The organism is Pseudomonas mosselii (assembly GCF_005796105.1).
Classification (GTDB): Bacteria; Pseudomonadota; Gammaproteobacteria; order Pseudomonadales; family Pseudomonadaceae; genus Aquipseudomonas; species Aquipseudomonas mosselii_C.
In genome coordinates this window covers 1-17,935 of the sequence record NZ_VAUO01000019.1, presented here as the reverse complement: position 1 = coordinate 17,935, position 17,935 = coordinate 1, and the positions used below count along the sequence as shown (strand labels likewise).

Annotated in this window: 10 protein-coding genes and 1 pseudogene; 7 read left to right on the top strand and 4 right to left on the bottom strand. The window is 57.5% G+C overall.

Annotated features, from left to right (window positions below; translation table 11 throughout):
* Positions 1-11: 11 nt before the first annotated feature.
* The 4 genes from FEM01_RS22465 to FEM01_RS22450 all read right to left on the bottom strand — a co-directional run bounded on the left by FEM01_RS22465 (position 12) and on the right by FEM01_RS22450 (position 2,842).
* Positions 12-1,013, bottom strand: coding sequence for a YqaJ viral recombinase family protein (locus FEM01_RS22465; RefSeq protein WP_138221649.1), 1,002 nt, complete (start codon positions 1,011-1,013; stop codon positions 12-14).
* Positions 1,014-1,091: 78 nt separating this feature from the next.
* A complete protein-coding gene (locus tag FEM01_RS22460; protein WP_138221648.1) occupies positions 1,092-2,060 on the bottom strand; it encodes a DUF932 domain-containing protein in 969 nt (322 codons plus the stop codon).
* A gap of 94 nt (positions 2,061-2,154) precedes the next feature.
* Positions 2,155-2,427, bottom strand: a complete 273-nt coding sequence (locus FEM01_RS22455) for a hypothetical protein (protein WP_171031014.1) — start codon at positions 2,425-2,427, stop codon at positions 2,155-2,157.
* 190 nt (positions 2,428-2,617) lie between these two features.
* A complete protein-coding gene (locus tag FEM01_RS22450) occupies positions 2,618-2,842 on the bottom strand; it encodes a hypothetical protein (RefSeq protein WP_138221646.1) in 225 nt (74 codons plus the stop codon).
* A gap of 613 nt (positions 2,843-3,455) precedes the next feature.
* On the opposite strand from FEM01_RS22450, the gene drmD reads away from it, so the two are divergent.
* The 7 genes and pseudogenes from drmD to FEM01_RS22415 all read left to right on the top strand — a co-directional run.
* A complete protein-coding gene (drmD, locus tag FEM01_RS22445; RefSeq protein WP_100413796.1) occupies positions 3,456-6,581 on the top strand; it encodes a DISARM system SNF2-like helicase DrmD in 3,126 nt (1,041 codons plus the stop codon).
* Entirely contained in the window at positions 6,578-10,654 is a 4,077-nt protein-coding gene (locus tag FEM01_RS22440; RefSeq protein ID WP_190977191.1) for an Eco57I restriction-modification methylase domain-containing protein, read from the top strand. Before drmD ends, FEM01_RS22440 begins: the two co-directional genes overlap by 4 nt.
* Complete coding sequence (locus FEM01_RS22435; RefSeq protein WP_100413797.1) at positions 10,651-10,980, top strand: DUF7380 domain-containing protein; 330 nt, start codon at positions 10,651-10,653, stop codon at positions 10,978-10,980. Before FEM01_RS22440 ends, FEM01_RS22435 begins: the two co-directional genes overlap by 4 nt.
* Positions 10,981-10,983: 3 nt before the next feature.
* On the top strand, positions 10,984-15,018 hold the full coding sequence (gene drmA, locus FEM01_RS22430) for a DISARM system helicase DrmA (protein ID WP_240791784.1): 4,035 nt from the start codon (positions 10,984-10,986) through the stop codon (positions 15,016-15,018).
* 2 nt (positions 15,019-15,020) lie between these two features.
* Complete coding sequence (gene drmB / locus FEM01_RS22425; RefSeq protein WP_138221645.1) at positions 15,021-16,877, top strand: DUF1998 domain-containing protein; 1,857 nt, start codon at positions 15,021-15,023, stop codon at positions 16,875-16,877.
* A 1-nt stretch (position 16,878) separates the two neighbouring features.
* Positions 16,879-17,643, top strand: a complete 765-nt coding sequence (gene drmC / locus FEM01_RS22420) for a DISARM system phospholipase D-like protein DrmC (protein ID WP_100413799.1) — start codon at positions 16,879-16,881, stop codon at positions 17,641-17,643.
* A 17-nt stretch (positions 17,644-17,660) separates the two neighbouring features.
* Positions 17,661-17,897: pseudogene (locus FEM01_RS22415) on the top strand (very short patch repair endonuclease); the annotation flags it as partial.
* Positions 17,898-17,935: the final 38 nt, after the last annotated feature.

Below are 17,935 nucleotides of genomic sequence, written 5' to 3'. Positions count from 1 at the left end.
GAGTTGGGAAATCAGTTGATCAGGAAGCGGCGTGAGCCGGGTTTCAGCAGCGGGTATTTCGCCTGGAGATAGGGCTTGTCCTTGAGTAGGCGCACCACATCGAGAGTTATGCTGTCCTTGGCTTTCTTCCAAGTGATGCTGCCGCTGGAGAACGCCGCACGAGTGGCAGCGCCCATGGCCTGCTGCAGGCGCTGCTTGAGTTCGGCTTCGCGAATCTCTTTCTCGGCAATCGACTGGCGTACCGCCTTCAACTCCAGGAAGACTGCTGCCAGGCCAGCATTACTGCTGAGGTCTAGCGTCTGGCCGTTGTCCTGGGGATAGAGGCAGCGCAGGGCGAGCTCGGCCGAGGCGCTGCCGTCGGCGGGTGGCGGTGTATCCGTTTCCACGTACTGCCAGAAATGCCGTTCGAGCTCGATCAGGCGGGCGATCATCTGCTCGTCCCGCTCGATCCGATGGATCTCCAGAGTCTGGCCGCCAAGCAGCACCGCCACATCCGCCGCCTGTTTGCCGGTGACGGCGAGCTGGTGCATCACCTGCAACTGTACATACTCTGGCACGCCCTCTTTCCAGAGGCGTGCCCCGTTTATGCCGGCTGTCTTGCATTCGAGGATCTGTACGTCGTCGGCACCGATCACCTCGCGGTCGATATTGGCCAGCATCCAGGGCAACTCGGGATTTGGATGCTGCAGCACCGCGTTGATACGCCGCACCTTGTTGCTGGTGCGCTTGCTATAGTGCCAGGCGACTATGGGTTCCAGCACATTGCCCCAGTACATCGGGCTTTGCTCGTCATGAGGGTCGGCCTTCGGCAGCCTGGCGTCGCGGCCGGTTTTCTCCAGCCACAGCTCCAGTTGCGATTTGTAGGGGTTCAGGCCGACTGCGGCCGAGGCGTCAGAACTGCCGATGCCTTGCTTGCGCACAGCCAGCCAGTCTTCGCGGGGCAGTTCCTTGGTACTGATCAGGCGCAGCGCCGGGCGAGTCTTGCCGGTGCTGCTCAACGGAGTCGCTTTCATCGTGTTCACCATGTGGAAATAGAAACGCCCGATCAGCGGCGAGGCTGATCGGGCGTTATGGGGTGAGGAGGGTAGAGGTCAGGCGACCAATTGAAGGGCGGTGTCTAGGGCACATTGCTTGATCTGCGCGCCCCGGCCGAACCAGGCCGAGTCCAGGCGGTATTCGGTGCTGCGCGCCCGGCGCTCGTGGTCGACGAACTCGGTCACGGCATTGAGCAGTCCCCAGGCGGTACCACGAGTTGAATCCAGGTTCGAGCCACGCCCTCGGCCTTCGTACAGCTCCTGCACCTTGCGCAGCGCTCGTTCGTTCGGCAGCGCTTCCGGCAGGGCGCCGGTCGGCGAGGTCCCGCACAACACGTTCATGAAGAAGCCCAGGGCCTCATGCCACTGCACCTTGCGTTCGGCCAACGCACGCATGCGATACATGAAGTCGTCCCATTGCGAGACGGCGATGCCGAGCTGTTTCTTCACCATCTTGGGATCGAAGCGCGTGTTGTGGGGCACCTTGATCGCTCGGCTGGTGCCGTCCAGTGCAACCGTCAGGGTGTTGTTGCACACCACGCGCACCGTGGTTGGCGTTGCAGTGGTGGCCAGGGTTCCGTCGCAGGACGTGGCCAGCAGTAGGTAGCTGTTGACCTGATCGTTACCCTTGAGCGCAGCACCTTGGCCGGTACGCGCCAGCGCCCAGAACTTGCGACCGCCCTTGAGCACGCCAGCGGTTTCCAGCTCGTAGCCAGAGACCTCGGTGAGGTCGCGGTAGAACTCCAGCACCTCTCGCGGCTGCACGGTGTGGTAGCGCTGGGAAACCACCGACAGCGGTGCTTTGGTGTCCGAGCGGAAGAGCACCTTCTGCTCGGGGAAGGAATGAATAGCGCCCAGGTGGCCAGCTGTGTCTGACTTGAAGTGCACCGGGCTTTCGAGAATTTGCCAATCCATGCCAGCTTCACGCTGCCAGATCTCGATGGGTTGCTTGCGCGGTAGATTGTTGCCCAGGCCGTGCCAAGGAGTTTGGCCGACATAGGTCATTTGTTCGATTTGATGAGCCATTGTGAGTTTCCTTTGAGCAATAGCCGGCATAAAGCGCTGCGCGGCAGCGCAGCACCAACCGGGAGTACTGTGAAATGGAGGCGGGGAAGTCGGATCAGGCCGGCAGGTTGAAGCGGTGTCCGCAGATCAGGCACAGGTTGTTGGCCAGCACGTGACGATCCAGCTTCTCACCGAGCTGGGCACCAAGCGCACAGCCACCGGCACCGCCAATGAGTCCACCAAGGATTGCCCCCGATACGGATCCGAGGGTGATGCCCAACGGGCCAGCAACAGCACCAATTGCTGCGCCGGCCTGGCCACCGGCCAGGGCAGCACTGGCGCCACGAGCGGCACCACCTACAGCACCGACCGCAGCGGTGATCTTCATTGCATGGTGGAGTGAAGCGACTTTGGGGGAGTGACAGTGAGGGCACTGCAATGACATGGTTTGAGGCTCCATGGTGGGGATGTCATTGCGGTGATGTGTGACTGAATTTTTTTGGAATTGACTCAGTGGGGGCGATATTCCGGAAGCGAGTCAAGTAAGGCATGGTGAATCTTATCTTGCGCTCGTACCCTCATGGCTTGGCGTGGTTCATCTTGGCTTCCAGCTCACTGTCGTTTGCTAGCGGTCCAGTCGGCGTCGCGTAAAGGCCTTTCACGATGTCATCGTTCCGATAGTGGCCATCCTGCAGGTTCGACGGCACAAGCCTGTGGAGCAGCTCGACTCTGATGGTGGCGTACTCGACGACAGATTTATTCTTGAAATCTCCAGCATTGCGAAGCTTTGTATTTTCAAACACCGCCCTCCATGATCTTGCCTAGAAGCCAGTTGCTCTGCCTGGAGGAGAGAGGAAGGGCTATCTACGAGGCCCCATAATCTTGCATTCCGATCTAACCAGGTGAAGCATTTTTCGCAGAATTCATGATGGCTGCTCGGTGCCAGACATTGCTTTTAAAACTCTGAGGGCGATCAAGCAGCGCATCTGCTGCAAGCACTGTCGCCAGGTGAAGCCCTCAAAACCCGTGAGTTGATGCAATGCTCGAATCTGAAGCATTGGCAACCACTGCATGTGAGTCGAGGGCCTTACTGGAAGAGTTCTAGCCTCTGGCTGCTTGTTCCTTCGGCATGAATGCACCGGTAAGTCGACCATGCTGGCAAAAAGCTGTGGATGTGGCTTTACCCATCCTCAGCCAATGGATAAGGTGACTAACATCGCATTATGGCAGGCCGTGGTATTCCAGGGATGGTCGATCTACAGCGTTTCTACTAGCACGAACGCTGCCGTTTCAGACCTCGACTCCGCACCTATGCCCAACTGTATTTAGTCCTGCGCGCTCTTGGAGCGCGCCGCGTATAAGCTTTTGCTCATCCGTAGTCATCAGTTAGGTGGTTACGGTGCTAGGGAGTTAAGAATGACTGTAACTGCGGAAGATAGCAGCTACCGCAATATCCCGGAACCAGGCCAGCTCGTCGAGGTTAGACGTCGGCAATGGGTGGTGGCTGAAGTGGATGCGTCCAAGTTGGGCAGCGTACAGCAGCACGCCGTCACGCTGGCTTCCATCGATGAGGATGCCCTCGGCGAAGAGCTTCTGGTGATCTGGGAAATCGAGCCGGGCGCACATGTCATCGAACGCGCTGGCTTGCCAGACATCACCGGACAGGACGACTCCGATACGCTGGAAGCTTTTCTCGATGCCGTGCGTTGGGGGGCTGCAACCAATGCGGATCGCGGCTTCCTCCAGGCTCCGTATCGCAGCGGTGTGAGCCTGCAAGACTTCCAGCTGGATCCTCTGGTCCGTGCAATCGATATGGCGCGTGTCAATCTGCTGATCGCCGACGACGTAGGTCTGGGCAAGACCATCGAAGCTGGCTTGGTCATTCAGGAAATGCTACTGCGTCATCGCGCTCGAACTGTGCTGATCGTTTGCCCCGCGTCACTGCTAGAAAAGTGGCGTGTCGAGATGATGGAAAAATTCGGTTTGGAGTTTCGGGTTGTCGACAGCACTTACATCAAGGGGATGCGACGCGAGCGCGGAATACATGCCAATCCATGGACCTCGTTCCCGCGTCTGATCACGTCGATGGATTGGGCCAAGGCTGGCGATGGTTTGCGTGCATTCCGCGATATCCTGCCAGCGCATGTCAGCTATCCACGCAAGTTCGACATGCTGGTCGTCGACGAAGCACACAACGTCGCGCCGTCAGCGAGCGCTCAATACGCTATCGAAAGTCAGCGTACTCGTTTCATTCGTACCATCGCCCCGCATTTTCAGCACCATCTATTCCTGACTGCGACGCCGCATAACGGCTACACCGAATCCTTCACTTCGCTGTTGGAGCTGCTAGATGATCAGCGCTTCGCCCGCAACATCATGCCTGAACCGAAGCAGCTATCTCAGGTGATGATTCGCCGCCTCAAGAGCGAGATCGTCGATAAGGACGGGAACCTGATCTACGCGCAGCGCAAGCTCGAAGCATTGCCCGTCGACTACACCGCCAAAGAGAGAGAGATTCATCGCAAGCTGCAAGAGTTCTGTGCCAGTAGGGAAGTAGCAGATGAGGCGTTGGGCGGCGTAACCGGCGCATCCTTCGTCAACCAGCTGCTACGCAAGCGCTTGTTCTCGTCGCCGGCTGCCTTCGCGTCGACCCTGGAAAAACATGTCGCGACCTTGGAAAGTGGCGGAGCTAGCAAGGGACGGACGGATTTGTCCGAGCGAATCTTGCTCAAGGCTATCCAACGCGCCGAAGAAGATTACGCTAATGACGCAGACGTTGAGGTCGCGCAGCAAGAGGCCGTCGAGGAAGCCACGCGCCACTCACGCCCATTGAGCGTAGAGGAGCGTGTCTTGCTTGATGAGCTCAGGCACTGGGCTCAGCAGGCGATGAATCAAACCGACTCCAAGGTCAAAGCGCTGCTTGATTGGATCGATCGGCATCTGAAGACCGATGGTTCCTGGAATGGTAAACGAGTGATTCTCTTCACCGAGTACCGCACCACGCTCGACTGGCTGCATCAGATTCTGGCGACTCATGATTTGGGTGGCGATCGCCTGATGATCTTGCACGGCGGCATGGATCACGATGATCGAGAACAAGTGAAGGCGGCATTCCAGGCCGCTCCAGACATTTCCCCTGTGCGCATCCTGCTGGCCACCGACGCCGCTTCCGAAGGTATCGACCTGCAGAACCACTGTAACTACCTCATTCACCTGGAGATCCCGTACAACCCCAACGTCATGGAGCAGCGCAACGGTCGTATCGACCGCCATGGCCAGCGTGAGAGAGAGGTGGTGATTTGGCATCCGGTCGATGCTTGTCAAGACCAGGATTCTGTCGGCGGCCACCAGAACGATATTCTGCGTGCCTTGCGTAAGCTCGACTCCATGCGTGCCGATATGGGCAGCGTGAACCCAGTGATCGCACCGCAGATGTCTGGGCTTATCGAGGGAGCGTTGCGTGATCTGGATACCCAATTGGCGGACGCGAAGATCGCTCAGGCCCGCCGATTCGTCAGAACTGAAAAAGACCTCTCCAATCGAATAGCAAAGCTACATGAGAAGTTGGTCGAGACTCGCGAGGACTTCCATCTCTCTCCCGAGCACATCCTGACGGCGGTTGAAACCGGCTTGGCGTTGGCCGAGAAACCGGCACTCAAACCGCTGACATTGGCGGGGATCGCGCCGGGTAAAGTCTTCGAGCTGCCGCCTCTGGGGGGGGGCTGGGAGCGTTGCCGCGAAGGGCTGGAGCATCCATTCACCGGCAAGATCCGCCCGGTGACATTCGATCATGAAGTCGCTAATGGTCGAGACGACCTGGTGCTCATCCATCTCAATCATCGCTTGGTGCAGATGTGTTTACGTTTGCTGCGTGCCGAAGTTTGGGCGCAGGAAGACAACAAGCGTTTGCATCGAGTGACGGTGCGAACGTTGCCTGACGATCGTATCGAGGTCCCAGCGGTCGTGGTTGTGTCGCGCTTGGTGATTACTGGCGGTAATCACCATCGTCTACATGAGGAACTGACATTAGCTGGGGGGTATCTGCGCGAACAGGGCTTCAAGCGCGAAGAAGGCGTCGCCCGCGTACAGTCCTGGTTGGACGACGCGCAGCCGTGTCGGCTTGATGACTCGGTCTTCGCCATGTTGCGCTCTCGCTTTGCCACAGCGGAAGAGGCCATCCAGCAATCCCTCGGAGCACGCTCACGCAATCGCCTTGAGTATTTGGGCAACACCCTGGAAACCCGTAAGAACAAAGAAAAGGAAGACATTCTCGCTGTACTGGATGAGCTGGATAGCGCTATTCGCAGGGAGCTGGGCAAGGACGAGTTGCCTGGGCAGTTTTCTTTGTTCAGTGAAGACGAGCGCACCCAGGTTCGACGCGACAATTCCGCCCTGCAAGCACGCCTCACGCGCATTCCCGCGGAGCGGGAAGAGGAGGCCGGGGCCATCGAAGCACGCTATGCTGAACCGCAGGATCGCACCTTCCCGGTAGCCGTCATTTTCATCGTACCTGCATCTCTAGCCCAGGGAGGCTGCGTATGAACGCCCTCAATATTCACGATGAATGGTTGTCGCTGATTGAGGTCTCCGGTCCTTTCCTCGCCACGCCGGTATTGAAACGGATCTTCTCCACTGGTCTACCTGCTGTCGAACCGCGAATTCGACAGTACCTGCGGCAGGCTTATGACGAGTGGTGCGAGGCTCGTGACAACGTCGACCCCAGGTTCACCGAACTGCATCGCGCCTGGATCCACGAGGTACTCGCCCGCGGCCTGGAGTACGACGAATCCGATAGCAGTGAGCTCCTACTGCGAGGTGAGCGCATTCCTTCAGAGCAACGCGTTACTCTGCCGGAACACGGTGTCACCTTGGCGCCTGACTATGTGTTGGTCTCGGGCGGCAAAAGCCAACTGCTCGTGCAAATTTATTCTGCGGGCACGGACCTCCAGGCAGCGCTGAAATTGGATGGCTGGTCCGCAAGTCCAGCGGAGCGCATGGAGCGGCTCTGCCGGGCCAGCGGCTGTCGTCTTGGTTTGGTCACCGATGGCGAGCGCTGGATGCTGGTTGATGCTCCGGTTGGCGCTGTATCGACCTTCGCCAGTTGGTATGCACGCCTCTGGGGGCAGGAGCGGCTGACGCTGCAGGCCTTCCTCACCCTATTGGGTATTCGGCGCTTCTTCGGCCCTGACGATGAGACCTTGCCCTCAATGCTGGACGAGTCTCTCCAGCATCAGGAAGAAGTAACCGATGCCTTGGGTGAACAGGTTCGTCGGGCGGTCGAGGTGTTGATCCAGGCACTGGGTAAGGAAGACCGTGAACGATCAGGGGCATTGCTGCAAGGTGTCGAGCCGACCGAGCTCTACGAAGCGGGTCTGACCATCATGATGCGTCTGGTGTTCCTGCTGTCGGCGGAGGAACGGGGGCTCTTGCTGATGGGGGAGGAGGCGTACGAAAGCAACTACGCCATTTCCACTCTACGTATGCAGCTGCGCCAGGAAACCGAGGAGGTGCTGGAGCGGCGCAACGATGCCTGGACACGGTTATTAGCAACATTTCGCGCAGTGCATAGCGGCATTGAGCATGAAATGCTGCGCCTTCCGGCACTGGGTGGTTCGCTATTCGATCCGAATCGTTTCCCTTTCCTCGAAGGGCGCTCCAAGGGCTCCGATTGGAGGATCGCCCCTGCACGACCACTACCGATAGATAACCGCACGGTGCTGCTCCTGCTGGAAGCGATCCAGCAGTACGAAGGGCGTACGCTTTCCTACAGAGCTCTGGACGTTGAGCAGATCGGTTACGTCTACGAAGGCTTGTTGGAGAGAACTGTCGGACGAACCGAGCAGGTGACAGTAGAGCTTGCCGGTGGCAAGGGGGCGAAGAAGACCCTTTATGCTCTAGAGGAGCTCGAAGCTCTGCACCAGCGGGGGTGCAAAGTGTTAGTTGAGGCGCTCTCTGGCGCCGATGCAATTAAGCGTGGCGTAGGAGCGATCTGCAAGGATCTGGAACGCTCGGTCGATGCTGTCCAGGCCAACCGTCTGCTCACTGCCTGCGCTGGAGACGAAGGCCTACGTGATCGTGCGCTGCCATTCCTCAACCTGCTGCGTACTGATCCTTGGGGTTATCCGCTGATTTACCCTGAGGGGGCATTCATCGTCACCACGGGCAGCGATCGGCGCGAGACGGGGACGCACTACACACCGAAATCGCTCACCGAAACCATTGTCGACGAGACGCTGACGCCGATCGTCTACACGGGGCCGTCAGAGGGAGCTCCACGTGAACAATGGGTGCTGAAACCACCCTCCGAACTGCTGGGTCTGAAGATCTGCGATCCAGCCATGGGCTCGGGCGCCTTCCTGGTGCAAGTCTGCCGTTGGTTGGCCGATCGACTCATTGAGGCATGGTCGAAAGTTGAAGGCAGCGGAAAGACAGTGAGTGTGGATGGCGAAATTGTGGATGCGCCGAATGCCAAGGAGCCTTTGCCCTTGGATACAGAGACACGCACCGTGATCGCTCGCCGCCTTATCGCTGAACGCTGCCTCTACGGCGTGGATCTTAATCCCCTGGCGGTGGAACTAGCAAAGCTCTCCATCTGGCTGGTTACGATGGCCAAGAATAGGCCTTTCGGCTTCCTCGACCACAACCTGCGTTGTGGCGATAGCCTGTTGGGCATCCATCGACTGGAGCAGCTCACCGAACTTTCGATGACGCCTGGCGGTAAAGGGCAGCAGCGTCTGTTTGGAAAGAACATCGAAAAGGCCGTCCAAGCAGCGATCGAATTACGCCAGCGACTGCGCGAGATGCCGATACGCGACATTCATGACGTCGAAGCGATGGAGCGACTTGATGCTGACGCGCGTAGAAAACTGGAAGTAGCGGAAAACATTGCTAATGCATTCATCGGTGAGGTTCTTGCCTCCGATGGCAGCGTATCTGCACTAGCGAGCGGACTGGCATCTCTTGCCGTTCAGGCCGGAGAAGCCGTTGAAGGAGATATTGAGTCAACCCAATCCATCGCGACGCGTGCGGGAATCACCCTTGCCTCTGGTTTATCGATTGGAGTGGCAGCCCGCCGCCCGTTCCACTGGCCATTGGAATTCCCTGAAGTGTTCATGATTGGACGGCCAGGGTTTGATGCTTTCGTGGGGAACCCTCCGTTTTTGGGTAACCGCCTATGGAAGTCATCAATGGGCGAGAAGCTACAGTGGCAGTGCCAGATGATTCTTGGCACATCGCCTGGAAAGATCGACCTGAGCATCGTCTTCCATAGGCGAGTCGTCGAGCTGCTCTGCCTGAATGGCTGCTATGGCCTACTTGCCACGAGCAACATCGCTGAAGGAAGCGCGGTCGCTGTTGGGCTCGGGGCCATCGTTCAGAGCGGTGACATCTACTTCTCTAGAAAAGGCATGCCATGGCCTGGTACGGCCTCAGTCGTTGTCGCCGTAGTCTGTTTTTTCAAAGGGCGTTGGGCCGCTTCGTGCGATTCAGAGGGGCATGCTTGCAAACGCATTGGCGCACGTTTGGAGCCTGAGGCTACGGATGTGTGGATACCTAAAGAGCTTCCTGATCCGCTATTTAGCTTCGAGGGGGTAAATAACAGTAAGGGGATGGCTTTTGTTCTCAGGGCTGACTCCCCATGGTTCGAACGCCTCAAGAACGAGCAGAATAGCCTTCTTCGGCCATACATCACCGGAGACGACATAACCAGTTATGCGCTTCGGATAACCGACCGATGGGCGTTGGACATTGCTGATAAAAGGCTGGAGGAGATTGCAGAGAACTGGCCAATTGCTTTCGAATTTCTGATTCAAGAGGTTCAGTCAACTCGAACGCCTGAGGCTTTGAAGAGCTACAAGGGGCTCTATGATCGCTGGTGGCAATTTTGGAATCATCGCGCTGGGCTCATGCGAAGGTTGCGCGAAAAAGAGCGCTTTATTGGGTTCGCTAAAGCTACGAAATATCCATTTTGTATCATGGCTCCCTCTGCATGGTTATATACAAATCAAGTCCTGCTAATAGAGGAAAATCGAGTCGACTTGTATGCAATTTGTCTGAGTTCGTTTTTTCGAAATTGGCTTTATGGTTTCTCCGTCCGTAGCTTAGGAGCTGATACAAATACCCTCCGGCTCTCAATTCGAGAGGCGGTGTCAACCTTTGCCCTACCGAATGAGATGGTATCGATTTTCGGTCGCGACCATGCAACTCGTTTTCAAGACGTTCTCGTCGCATGGAGCGATCAGAATCAGAGTGGTTTAACTGACGCACTGAACGCTGTGAACACGCCCAGCTGCAACGATCCTGCTATCTGTGAGCTGCGCCAGATCATGGCTGCAATAGACGCCGAAGTTGCGCAGGCTTATGGCTGGGATGATCTTGATATTTCCTACGATTTCCAGGAGTTCAGTGGCGGTTCTGCAAGGGACTCGTGGCGTTGGGCACTTTCGGAAGACCTAACGACGGAGTTGATGCATCGGCTCACAGAACTGAACCGACATCGCTTTAATGAACTCTCGCAACCACCAGCCAATGCTCTCAGCCCTGCCAAACGAGGGCGTCGTTCGAAAGCTGCTTCATCCGTGCGCCAGGATGATTTGTTCGCCGGAGACAACGTATGAGCGACCAGCGTTACTCCGCCGACCTGATAGTCACCACGCAAGACTTCGCAGAGTGCAGCTGGAAAAGCGCTCTGGCCAACGAAGAGCTTGAAGGCTACTCCTCTATGTGGCAGGCGTTCTCCAGCGCCGCTCGCAAAGCCTCGGAAGACGATCGCCCATCACATGGGAACCCGGATCGACTCAAGTCGTCGATGACATTGATCTCGCCAGGCAGTCGCATCGATCATTACGACACTCTGATTCGTGGAGCGCAGGAAGGGTATTCGGCCTATATCGCCCAGAGTAAGTCGCTCGACAAGCTGGAAGATATCGTGAATAGGATTTGAAGAATGAGCATGGAAGAGATGCAGCAAAACAGTACCCAAGAGGCTTGGATAGTCGTAGATCGTGGCTTGGGGCGCGACGCTCGTTTGGCCGACAAGGTCGTCTATCTGAGGGGAAATCATCCCGCGTTGCGCGAGGGGGCCTGGGTACTGGTTTTGAATCCAGCCGGCGGCATTGTGCGTATCGGTCGTGTATTGCGCATACGCGTTGATGTGGAAGGTACCGTGCTTTACTTCGATAAGGTCAAGACGGTTGAGCCTGTGGTAGGAATCGGTAGCACTGGTTTGCTGCCGCCTACCGCTGGCAGCATCGTGCGTGCGCCCTGGACCGAGTTCGCAGAGGCTATCCCCCGTGTGCTGGGCATCACTCTCGCCGACATTCCTCTGATCGAGAACGAGGCTTACGTTCGCGAGCTGCTGCAGTACGCCATTATGGACGACCTTCTAGGGCCCGCTGGTGGGCCGGAAGAACTCATCGCCGATATGAGCGTTCGCGACCGATACCTCGTCGGCAAGCTTGCGCCGATGGAGAACTCCGAGAGCGGCGAAGATGTGGCTCCCCCGGAAAAGAATGAGGAGGACGAGCCTGCGGATCTGGAGCCGAAGGCTCAGTCGAGTAAGGTCGACTCACCTCAGAAATCTGGTGGTGGGGATTCCGAGGCAGAAGAGGAAGTGGATACGGCCTCGAACCAATCACTCGCACCGTCGAGTCTGGGCTTTACTTTTTGCGTCGATGGCGACGCGAAAAGTCTTGAGGTGGTGGTGAGTTGGGGGCGCTATGAGCGCTTCGACTCCGATGACCCGGCTCATGCCAAAGTGGTCAAGAAGGCAGTACGTGACGCCGAAGGTCGAGTGATCAAGACCACTGAGCAAGTTCTCAAAGCCAAAGTCTGGCGGCGTAAGCCTTCTGGTGGAGCCTTCCAGCTGGAGCTGAAGGATGGAGTGATCTCTCCGGTCATCCCGGATTCGGCCTGCCCAGAAGTTATCATCCAGGGTACGGTGCGTTCACCCAACGCGAAGGGGGAGCGATTGGTCACGCTGTTCCTGGTGAATGGCCAAACGGAGCCTGATGAGAATCGTGATACCGCTTGGGTGTTCCAGCCGGAAATCCTCGTACGAGCCAATGACGAGAATTCGTTGAAGGATATATTCCGCCGCCGTCCAGCATTGGAAGCCGATGTTGGCGCTGCGGACGATGACGATTTACGTGAGCGCTTGGCGCTGGAGATGATCTATCGCGATCGGGTTGAGTTCGCAGTAGGGCACGGCGTCGCAGTGCATGCAGTGGCTGGTCCAGATGTGGCGAGGGCGGTAGAGCTGCGCACGGCGGTGATGCCGCAGTACGAGGTGCCGGTCACCGAAACGCCGGGGTTAGATCCGCAGGATCGGCCAGCGATGCGCAGATTGGTCGACGAAGGTCTGCTGGATATGAAGCGACTGGCAGAGCTGGAGAAGGACCAGCTCGTCACTGCACTCGGGATTCTGACCGAGGACTATGGAGCATGGATCAAGGATCAGCGTGCGCGCACCGATAGCGATGTAGCTGGCTATGTGCAGCAAGCCGAAGATGCGCTGAGCTACTGTGAGTCGATTCTGATTCGTCTGCGCGAGGGTGTGGAGTTATTGGCTGCGGATGACAAGGCCCTGGCGGCTTTCCGTTTCGCTAACCGAGCGATGGCGATTCAGCGGGTGCATAGCGCGTTCGCCTTGCAGCGCCGCCGCGGGCGAACTTTCGAGCTAGCGGAGGTTGATGTACCAAAGAACCGCTCTTGGCGTCCCTTCCAGTTGGCTTTCCTGCTGCTGTCCGTTCCTGGGCTGACCGATCCTAAGCATACGGATCGCACTCAGCCTCTGCAGGCCTATGCGGATTTGCTCTGGTTCCCAACGGGTGGTGGTAAAACCGAGGCCTACCTGGGTGTCGCTGCATTCACCATGGCGATTCGCCGCCTGCAAGGAAACTTGGGGGGTTACGATTCGTCTCGCGGGCTGGCAGTGATCATGCGGTACACCCTACGGTTGCTGACTTTGCAGCAGTTTCAACGGGCTACCGCGTTGATCTGTGCAATGGAACATATTCGTCGGGAAGCATTGGCCGCGGGTGATAAGTCCCTTGGCGAGAACGCATTCACCATCGGCCTTTGGGTCGGTAATAAGGTGACACCAGGCACTACGGAGGATAGCCACAAGTTCATCGAGGCCATCCGTACCCCAGGGCGAAACCCCACCGGAATGGCTTCACCGGCGCAGCTGACAGGTTGCCCATGGTGCGGAACTGAGATCGACCCGAAGCGAGATATCGAGGTCGACAAGATATCAGGGCGTACGACGATCTATTGCGGCGACAAGCTGAGTACCTGTGTCTTCTCTCGTGGTCGTTCGAGCAAGCAGGCACACCCCGGTTTGCCCGTGATGGTCGTGGACGAGGAGATGTATCACCGCCCACCGTCCATGATGATCGCCACGGTGGACAAGTTCGCCATGATGGCGTGGCGTGGGCAGGTACGGAACCTCTTCGGCCGGGTATCGAAGGAGTGTTCTAGGCATGGATTGCTCTGGCCCGGCTCTGAGTGCAATACCGGTCACAGAGCTGTCGCGGGGCGGGCTGCTGCGACGGTGCAGGTGATTTCTCCGGTTCGGCCTCCGGATCTGATCATACAGGACGAGTTCCATCTGATCAGCGGTCCCTTGGGAACGATGGTGGGGCTTTACGAGAGTACAGTCGATGAACTCTGCACATGGCAGTTGGAAGGTGAAGCGATCCGGCCGAAGGTGATCGCCTCCACCGCTACCGTGCGCAAGGCGCAGCAGCAGGTCAACAACGTATTTATGCGCCAGGTCTCGGTGTTCCCACCCCATGGCTTGGACGTCGAGGACAACTTCTTCTCGGTACAGCGGCCCATTGAGCAGAAACCCGGACGACGTTATCTAGGTATCTGTTCTCCTGGCAGCTCACGGCCGGCGATGTTGATTCGTGTCTATACGGCAGCGCTGACTGCGGCTCAAGCGCTATTCGATCGATTCGGCAAAGCTGCCGACCCTTACATGACCATGGTGGGTTACTTCAACTCCTTGCGAGAGCTGGGAGGCATGAAGCGTCTGGCCGAGGACGACGTGCAGACCCGTGCGTACCGTGTGCAAATGAGCATGGTGCAGCGGCCTGGATTGGCCCAGCGCAGCGTCATGAATATTCGCGAGCTGACTTCTCGGGTTTCGAACCAGGACATCCCCAAGTATCTCGATCAGCTCGAAGTGATGTTCAAGTCTGAATGGGATCCCGAGAAAGGTAGGTACGTGACCAAGTGGGAGGAGGGCGATGCACGTGCCATCGACATCGTGTTGGCGACCAACATGCTGTCGGTCGGCGTCGACGTTAATCGGCTCGGCATTATGGCTGTCAACGGTCAGCCGAAAGGAACGGCGGAATACATTCAGGCAACCAGTCGTGTTGGCCGACAGTTCCCTGGGTTGGTCTGTACCGTACTGACATGGGCTCGCCCCCGCGATCTCTCGCATTACGAGACCTTCGAGCATTACCACGCGACCTTCTATAAGCACGTCGAAGCGCAGTCGGTCACTCCGTTCTCCCCGCGTGCGATGGATCGTGGTCTGACCGGGGCGATGCTGTCGCTTATCCGCGCCAAGAGCGATGATTTCGCGCCGAACGAGGGCGCGCAGAGTCTCAAGCAACCGAACCAGGCGGAAATGCTGGATGCAATGAGAGTGCTCGAAACGCGCGCCGACAACATCGCCGAGGCTCCAGCGAAGAAGCTTGCTGCCGGCATGCTCAAGCAGCGGGCGGACCAGTGGGTGAGTGAGGTGATGCAGGGTAATCGTATCTTGGCGTATGAGAAGCGAGGACCAGACAAGGACAGGACTGCCCCTTTGATCAAGTCACCTGGTGTGCAGGCGTGGGATAACTGGACAGTCCCTATGTCGATGCGTGAGGTCGAGCCAGGTGTTCGTTTGATCATGAACTCGGCGAAGATCAACGACGATATCCAATGGAAGCCTCGCCCAGCAGCGGCTGATAAGGATCAATGAAGATGGCTAACGAAAAAACTAACGTTGGCTCGGTACGGCCAAGCCAGTTGCTGTGGACCTATGGCCCAGGTGCGCTCGTCGATTTGCCGAATCTGTCGGTCGTGACGTCCGGTATCGATGTCTGGGAAAAGGATCGTTGCCATCCAGTAATCGAAAATCGTTTGCTCGTTGCTGTGCAGAATGCGTTGGGGGCCCAGGTGGAGTCGCTGCGTATGCCTCCGATGGTCAAGACTGAGTCGATTGATCCTTTCTCTGCAGAGGCTAGTGTAGGGGTTCCAGTCAGACCTTTTCCTCGCTGGTTGCGTTGTGTGAAGTGCGGCATGTTGTCCACTTATGACAGTAACTTATTCGCTCTCAAGGAAAATAGGTATCGTGCTGAAGCCACTCGTTTTGTTCACAAAGATTGTATGGGGTCTAGGAAGGATCAGTCGGCCAAAGATGCAGATGCTGTTCCCGCGCGTTTCCTTTTGGCCTGCAAGAATGGTCATCTTGACGACTTCCCTTGGCAGTGGTTCGTCCACAGTGGTCCCAGCGATTGCAAAGGTACGCTCCGTTTTTTCGAAAGCGGCGCATCCCTGCAGACCGAGAACCTCTGGGTCAAATGCGACGCTTGCGGTGTGGCGCGCAACATGGCCCATGCATTCGGACAGCTCGGCAAGGAGAACCTGCCGGGGTGTCGTGGAAGGCACCCTCATCTGGATCAGTTCGAGCCGGACTGCGATGCCGAGCCGCGAGCGGTGCTGTTGGGGGCGACCAATAGCTGGTTTCCGGTCTCCTTGTCTGCGTTGGCGATACCCCAAGCAAAGGATGGACTGGCGCAGGTGGTAGAAGATGGTTGGAAATTCCTTGGGAACTTGAACTCTTTTGAGCTGGTGGCGCCGACAGTTGACGTGCTTAAGACCGCAGGTTTATTGCCTGGAATCGATCAGTATTCCGCAGAAGCCATTTGGACTGGCATCGAGGCTCATCGTTCTGGAGATATCGAGAGTGTCACTGAGGCTGATATCAAAGGTCCCGAGTGGAGGGTGCTGACCGACCCGGTGCCGGTGAATGACTATCCGCATTTCTTGTCCGAGGCAGTGGCCGTTCCTCAGGGTTTCCAAGGCAAGATCGCCAGGGTCTTGCTGTTGAAGCGTCTGCGCGAAGTGAATGCTTTGCTAGGCTTCACGCGAGTCGAGGCGCCTGACGACTCCGGTGGTGGTGGGGCTGGACCGATCCAGGCACCGCTGTCACGTGTGAAGCCCGATTGGGTTCCTGCTAACCAGGTGCACGGTGAGGGCATCTTCATTCAGTTCGACGAGCAGTCGATAGCGGTGTGGGAGCAGGGGGCCGATGTTCAGGCCGTCGATGCGAGGCTACGTGGTGGGCACAAAGGTTGGCGGAACTCCCGCCGTCTCTGTCCTCCGGAAGATGGCTATCCAGGCGCTCGTTACGTGATGCTGCACACGCTGGCGCATATGCTGATCCGAGAGTTGGCGTTGGAGTGCGGATATAACGCGGCCAGCATCAGAGAGCGGATCTATGCAGAGGTGAATGAGGCCGGTAACCAGTGCGGTTTCATCATCTACACAGCGGCTGCGGACTCCGATGGCACCTTGGGAGGGCTGGTCGAACTGGGCAAGCCCGAGAACCTGGAGCGCCTGCTGGTTCAGGCTTTGCGGCGTGGGCGTATTTGCTCCTCCGATCCCCTGTGCGCGGAACATGATCCCCAGAAGGATCGTAGTTTGCATGCGGCAGCGTGTCATGCATGCTCCTTCGTCGCGGAGACTTCGTGCGAGCGTGCCAACCGATATCTCGACCGGGCGATGGTCGTGCCCACTTTCGAGAATGCCAAAGCGGCATTCTTCCTGGATGCCTAAAGTGAGAGAGCTACTGGCGGCGGTATCTGAGTTGGTTTCCATAGTCTCCTATGACCGCGTAGCTGCCTTGGCTGCAAAGATCAGGGCAGTGCAAGTCGAAAAAACTGGAGATCTGAGGGCGGGAGCGATGTCGGCGAAGGCCGAAAATGCGCTTAAGGGACTGGTCGTGGCCTGGAAGCCATCGACCATCAGTGGCGAGACGTTGGCTGCAATGCTCTTGGCCGCTGCACATGCGTTTCGTCATGCCGAGAGTCGGCAGAGGGTCGAGTTGGTATGGACTGGGCCTACGACCGAGCTCGTTCCTGCTCGGCGAACCGAGCAGGCTTTGATTCAGGTGATTGATGCTGCTCAGCACCGGTTGTTCATCACCAGCTACGTCGCTTATGACATTGAGTCGGTAGCTAGAGCTCTGAAGTTAGCGGCGAAGCGTGGCGTGAAGATCGAGTTCCTGATGGAGCTCTCGAGCGCTCAGGGTGGCAAGGTCAGCATCGACCCTATCGGTAACCTGAAGAAAATCGTCCCTAATGCGCTGTTCTATGTCTGGAAAGACAAGGGGGCTGCGTTCGTTAATGGCAGCGTGCACGCGAAGGTCGCGGTGGCGGATGGAGCGTATTGTTTCATCACCAGTGCCAACCTGACTGGATATGCGATGGATCAGAACATGGAGGCCGGGGTCTTGATTTCGGGTGATCCATTGCCAGAGGAGCTTCATCGACATTTGGAAGCCTTGGCGATGACGGGGGTGGTCGTTCCAGCCGACGATTGAGCGTAGGAGGAGGGGTAATGTCGCGTAGCGACATCATGCGTGCGGTCAAGCGTGCTCACACTGGGCCAGAGATCGTTGTTCGCCAAGTGTTGCATGCTCTGGGGCTCAGGTTCCGTTTGCATTGTCGGGATCTCCCAGGTTCGCCGGACATAGTCCTGCCGCGATTCCGGACGGCAGTCTTCGTGCATGGGTGTTTTTGGCATCGACATCCTGGCTGCCGTTACGCAAGCACGCCGAAGAGCAGGCAGGAGTATTGAACTGGTCAAGCAATTTTGGACACCGGTTAAGGTTC

Bases quoted from the DNA above. Each gene is read 5' to 3' on its own strand.
- FEM01_RS22465 (WP_138221649.1), bottom strand. From the start codon at position 1,013: ATGAAAGCGACTCCGTTGAGCAGCACCGGCAAGACTCGCCCGGCGCTG.
- FEM01_RS22460 (WP_138221648.1), bottom strand. From the start codon at position 2,060: ATGGCTCATCAAATCGAACAAATGACCTATGTCGGCCAAACTCCTTGG.
- FEM01_RS22455 (WP_171031014.1), bottom strand. From the start codon at position 2,427: ATGAAGATCACCGCTGCGGTCGGTGCTGTAGGTGGTGCCGCTCGTGGC.
- drmD (WP_100413796.1), top strand. From the start codon at position 3,456: ATGACTGTAACTGCGGAAGATAGCAGCTACCGCAATATCCCGGAACCA.
- FEM01_RS22440 (WP_190977191.1), top strand. From the start codon at position 6,578: ATGAACGCCCTCAATATTCACGATGAATGGTTGTCGCTGATTGAGGTC.
- FEM01_RS22435 (WP_100413797.1), top strand. From the start codon at position 10,651: ATGAGCGACCAGCGTTACTCCGCCGACCTGATAGTCACCACGCAAGAC.
- drmA (WP_240791784.1), top strand. From the start codon at position 10,984: ATGAGCATGGAAGAGATGCAGCAAAACAGTACCCAAGAGGCTTGGATA.
- drmB (WP_138221645.1), top strand. From the start codon at position 15,021: ATGGCTAACGAAAAAACTAACGTTGGCTCGGTACGGCCAAGCCAGTTG.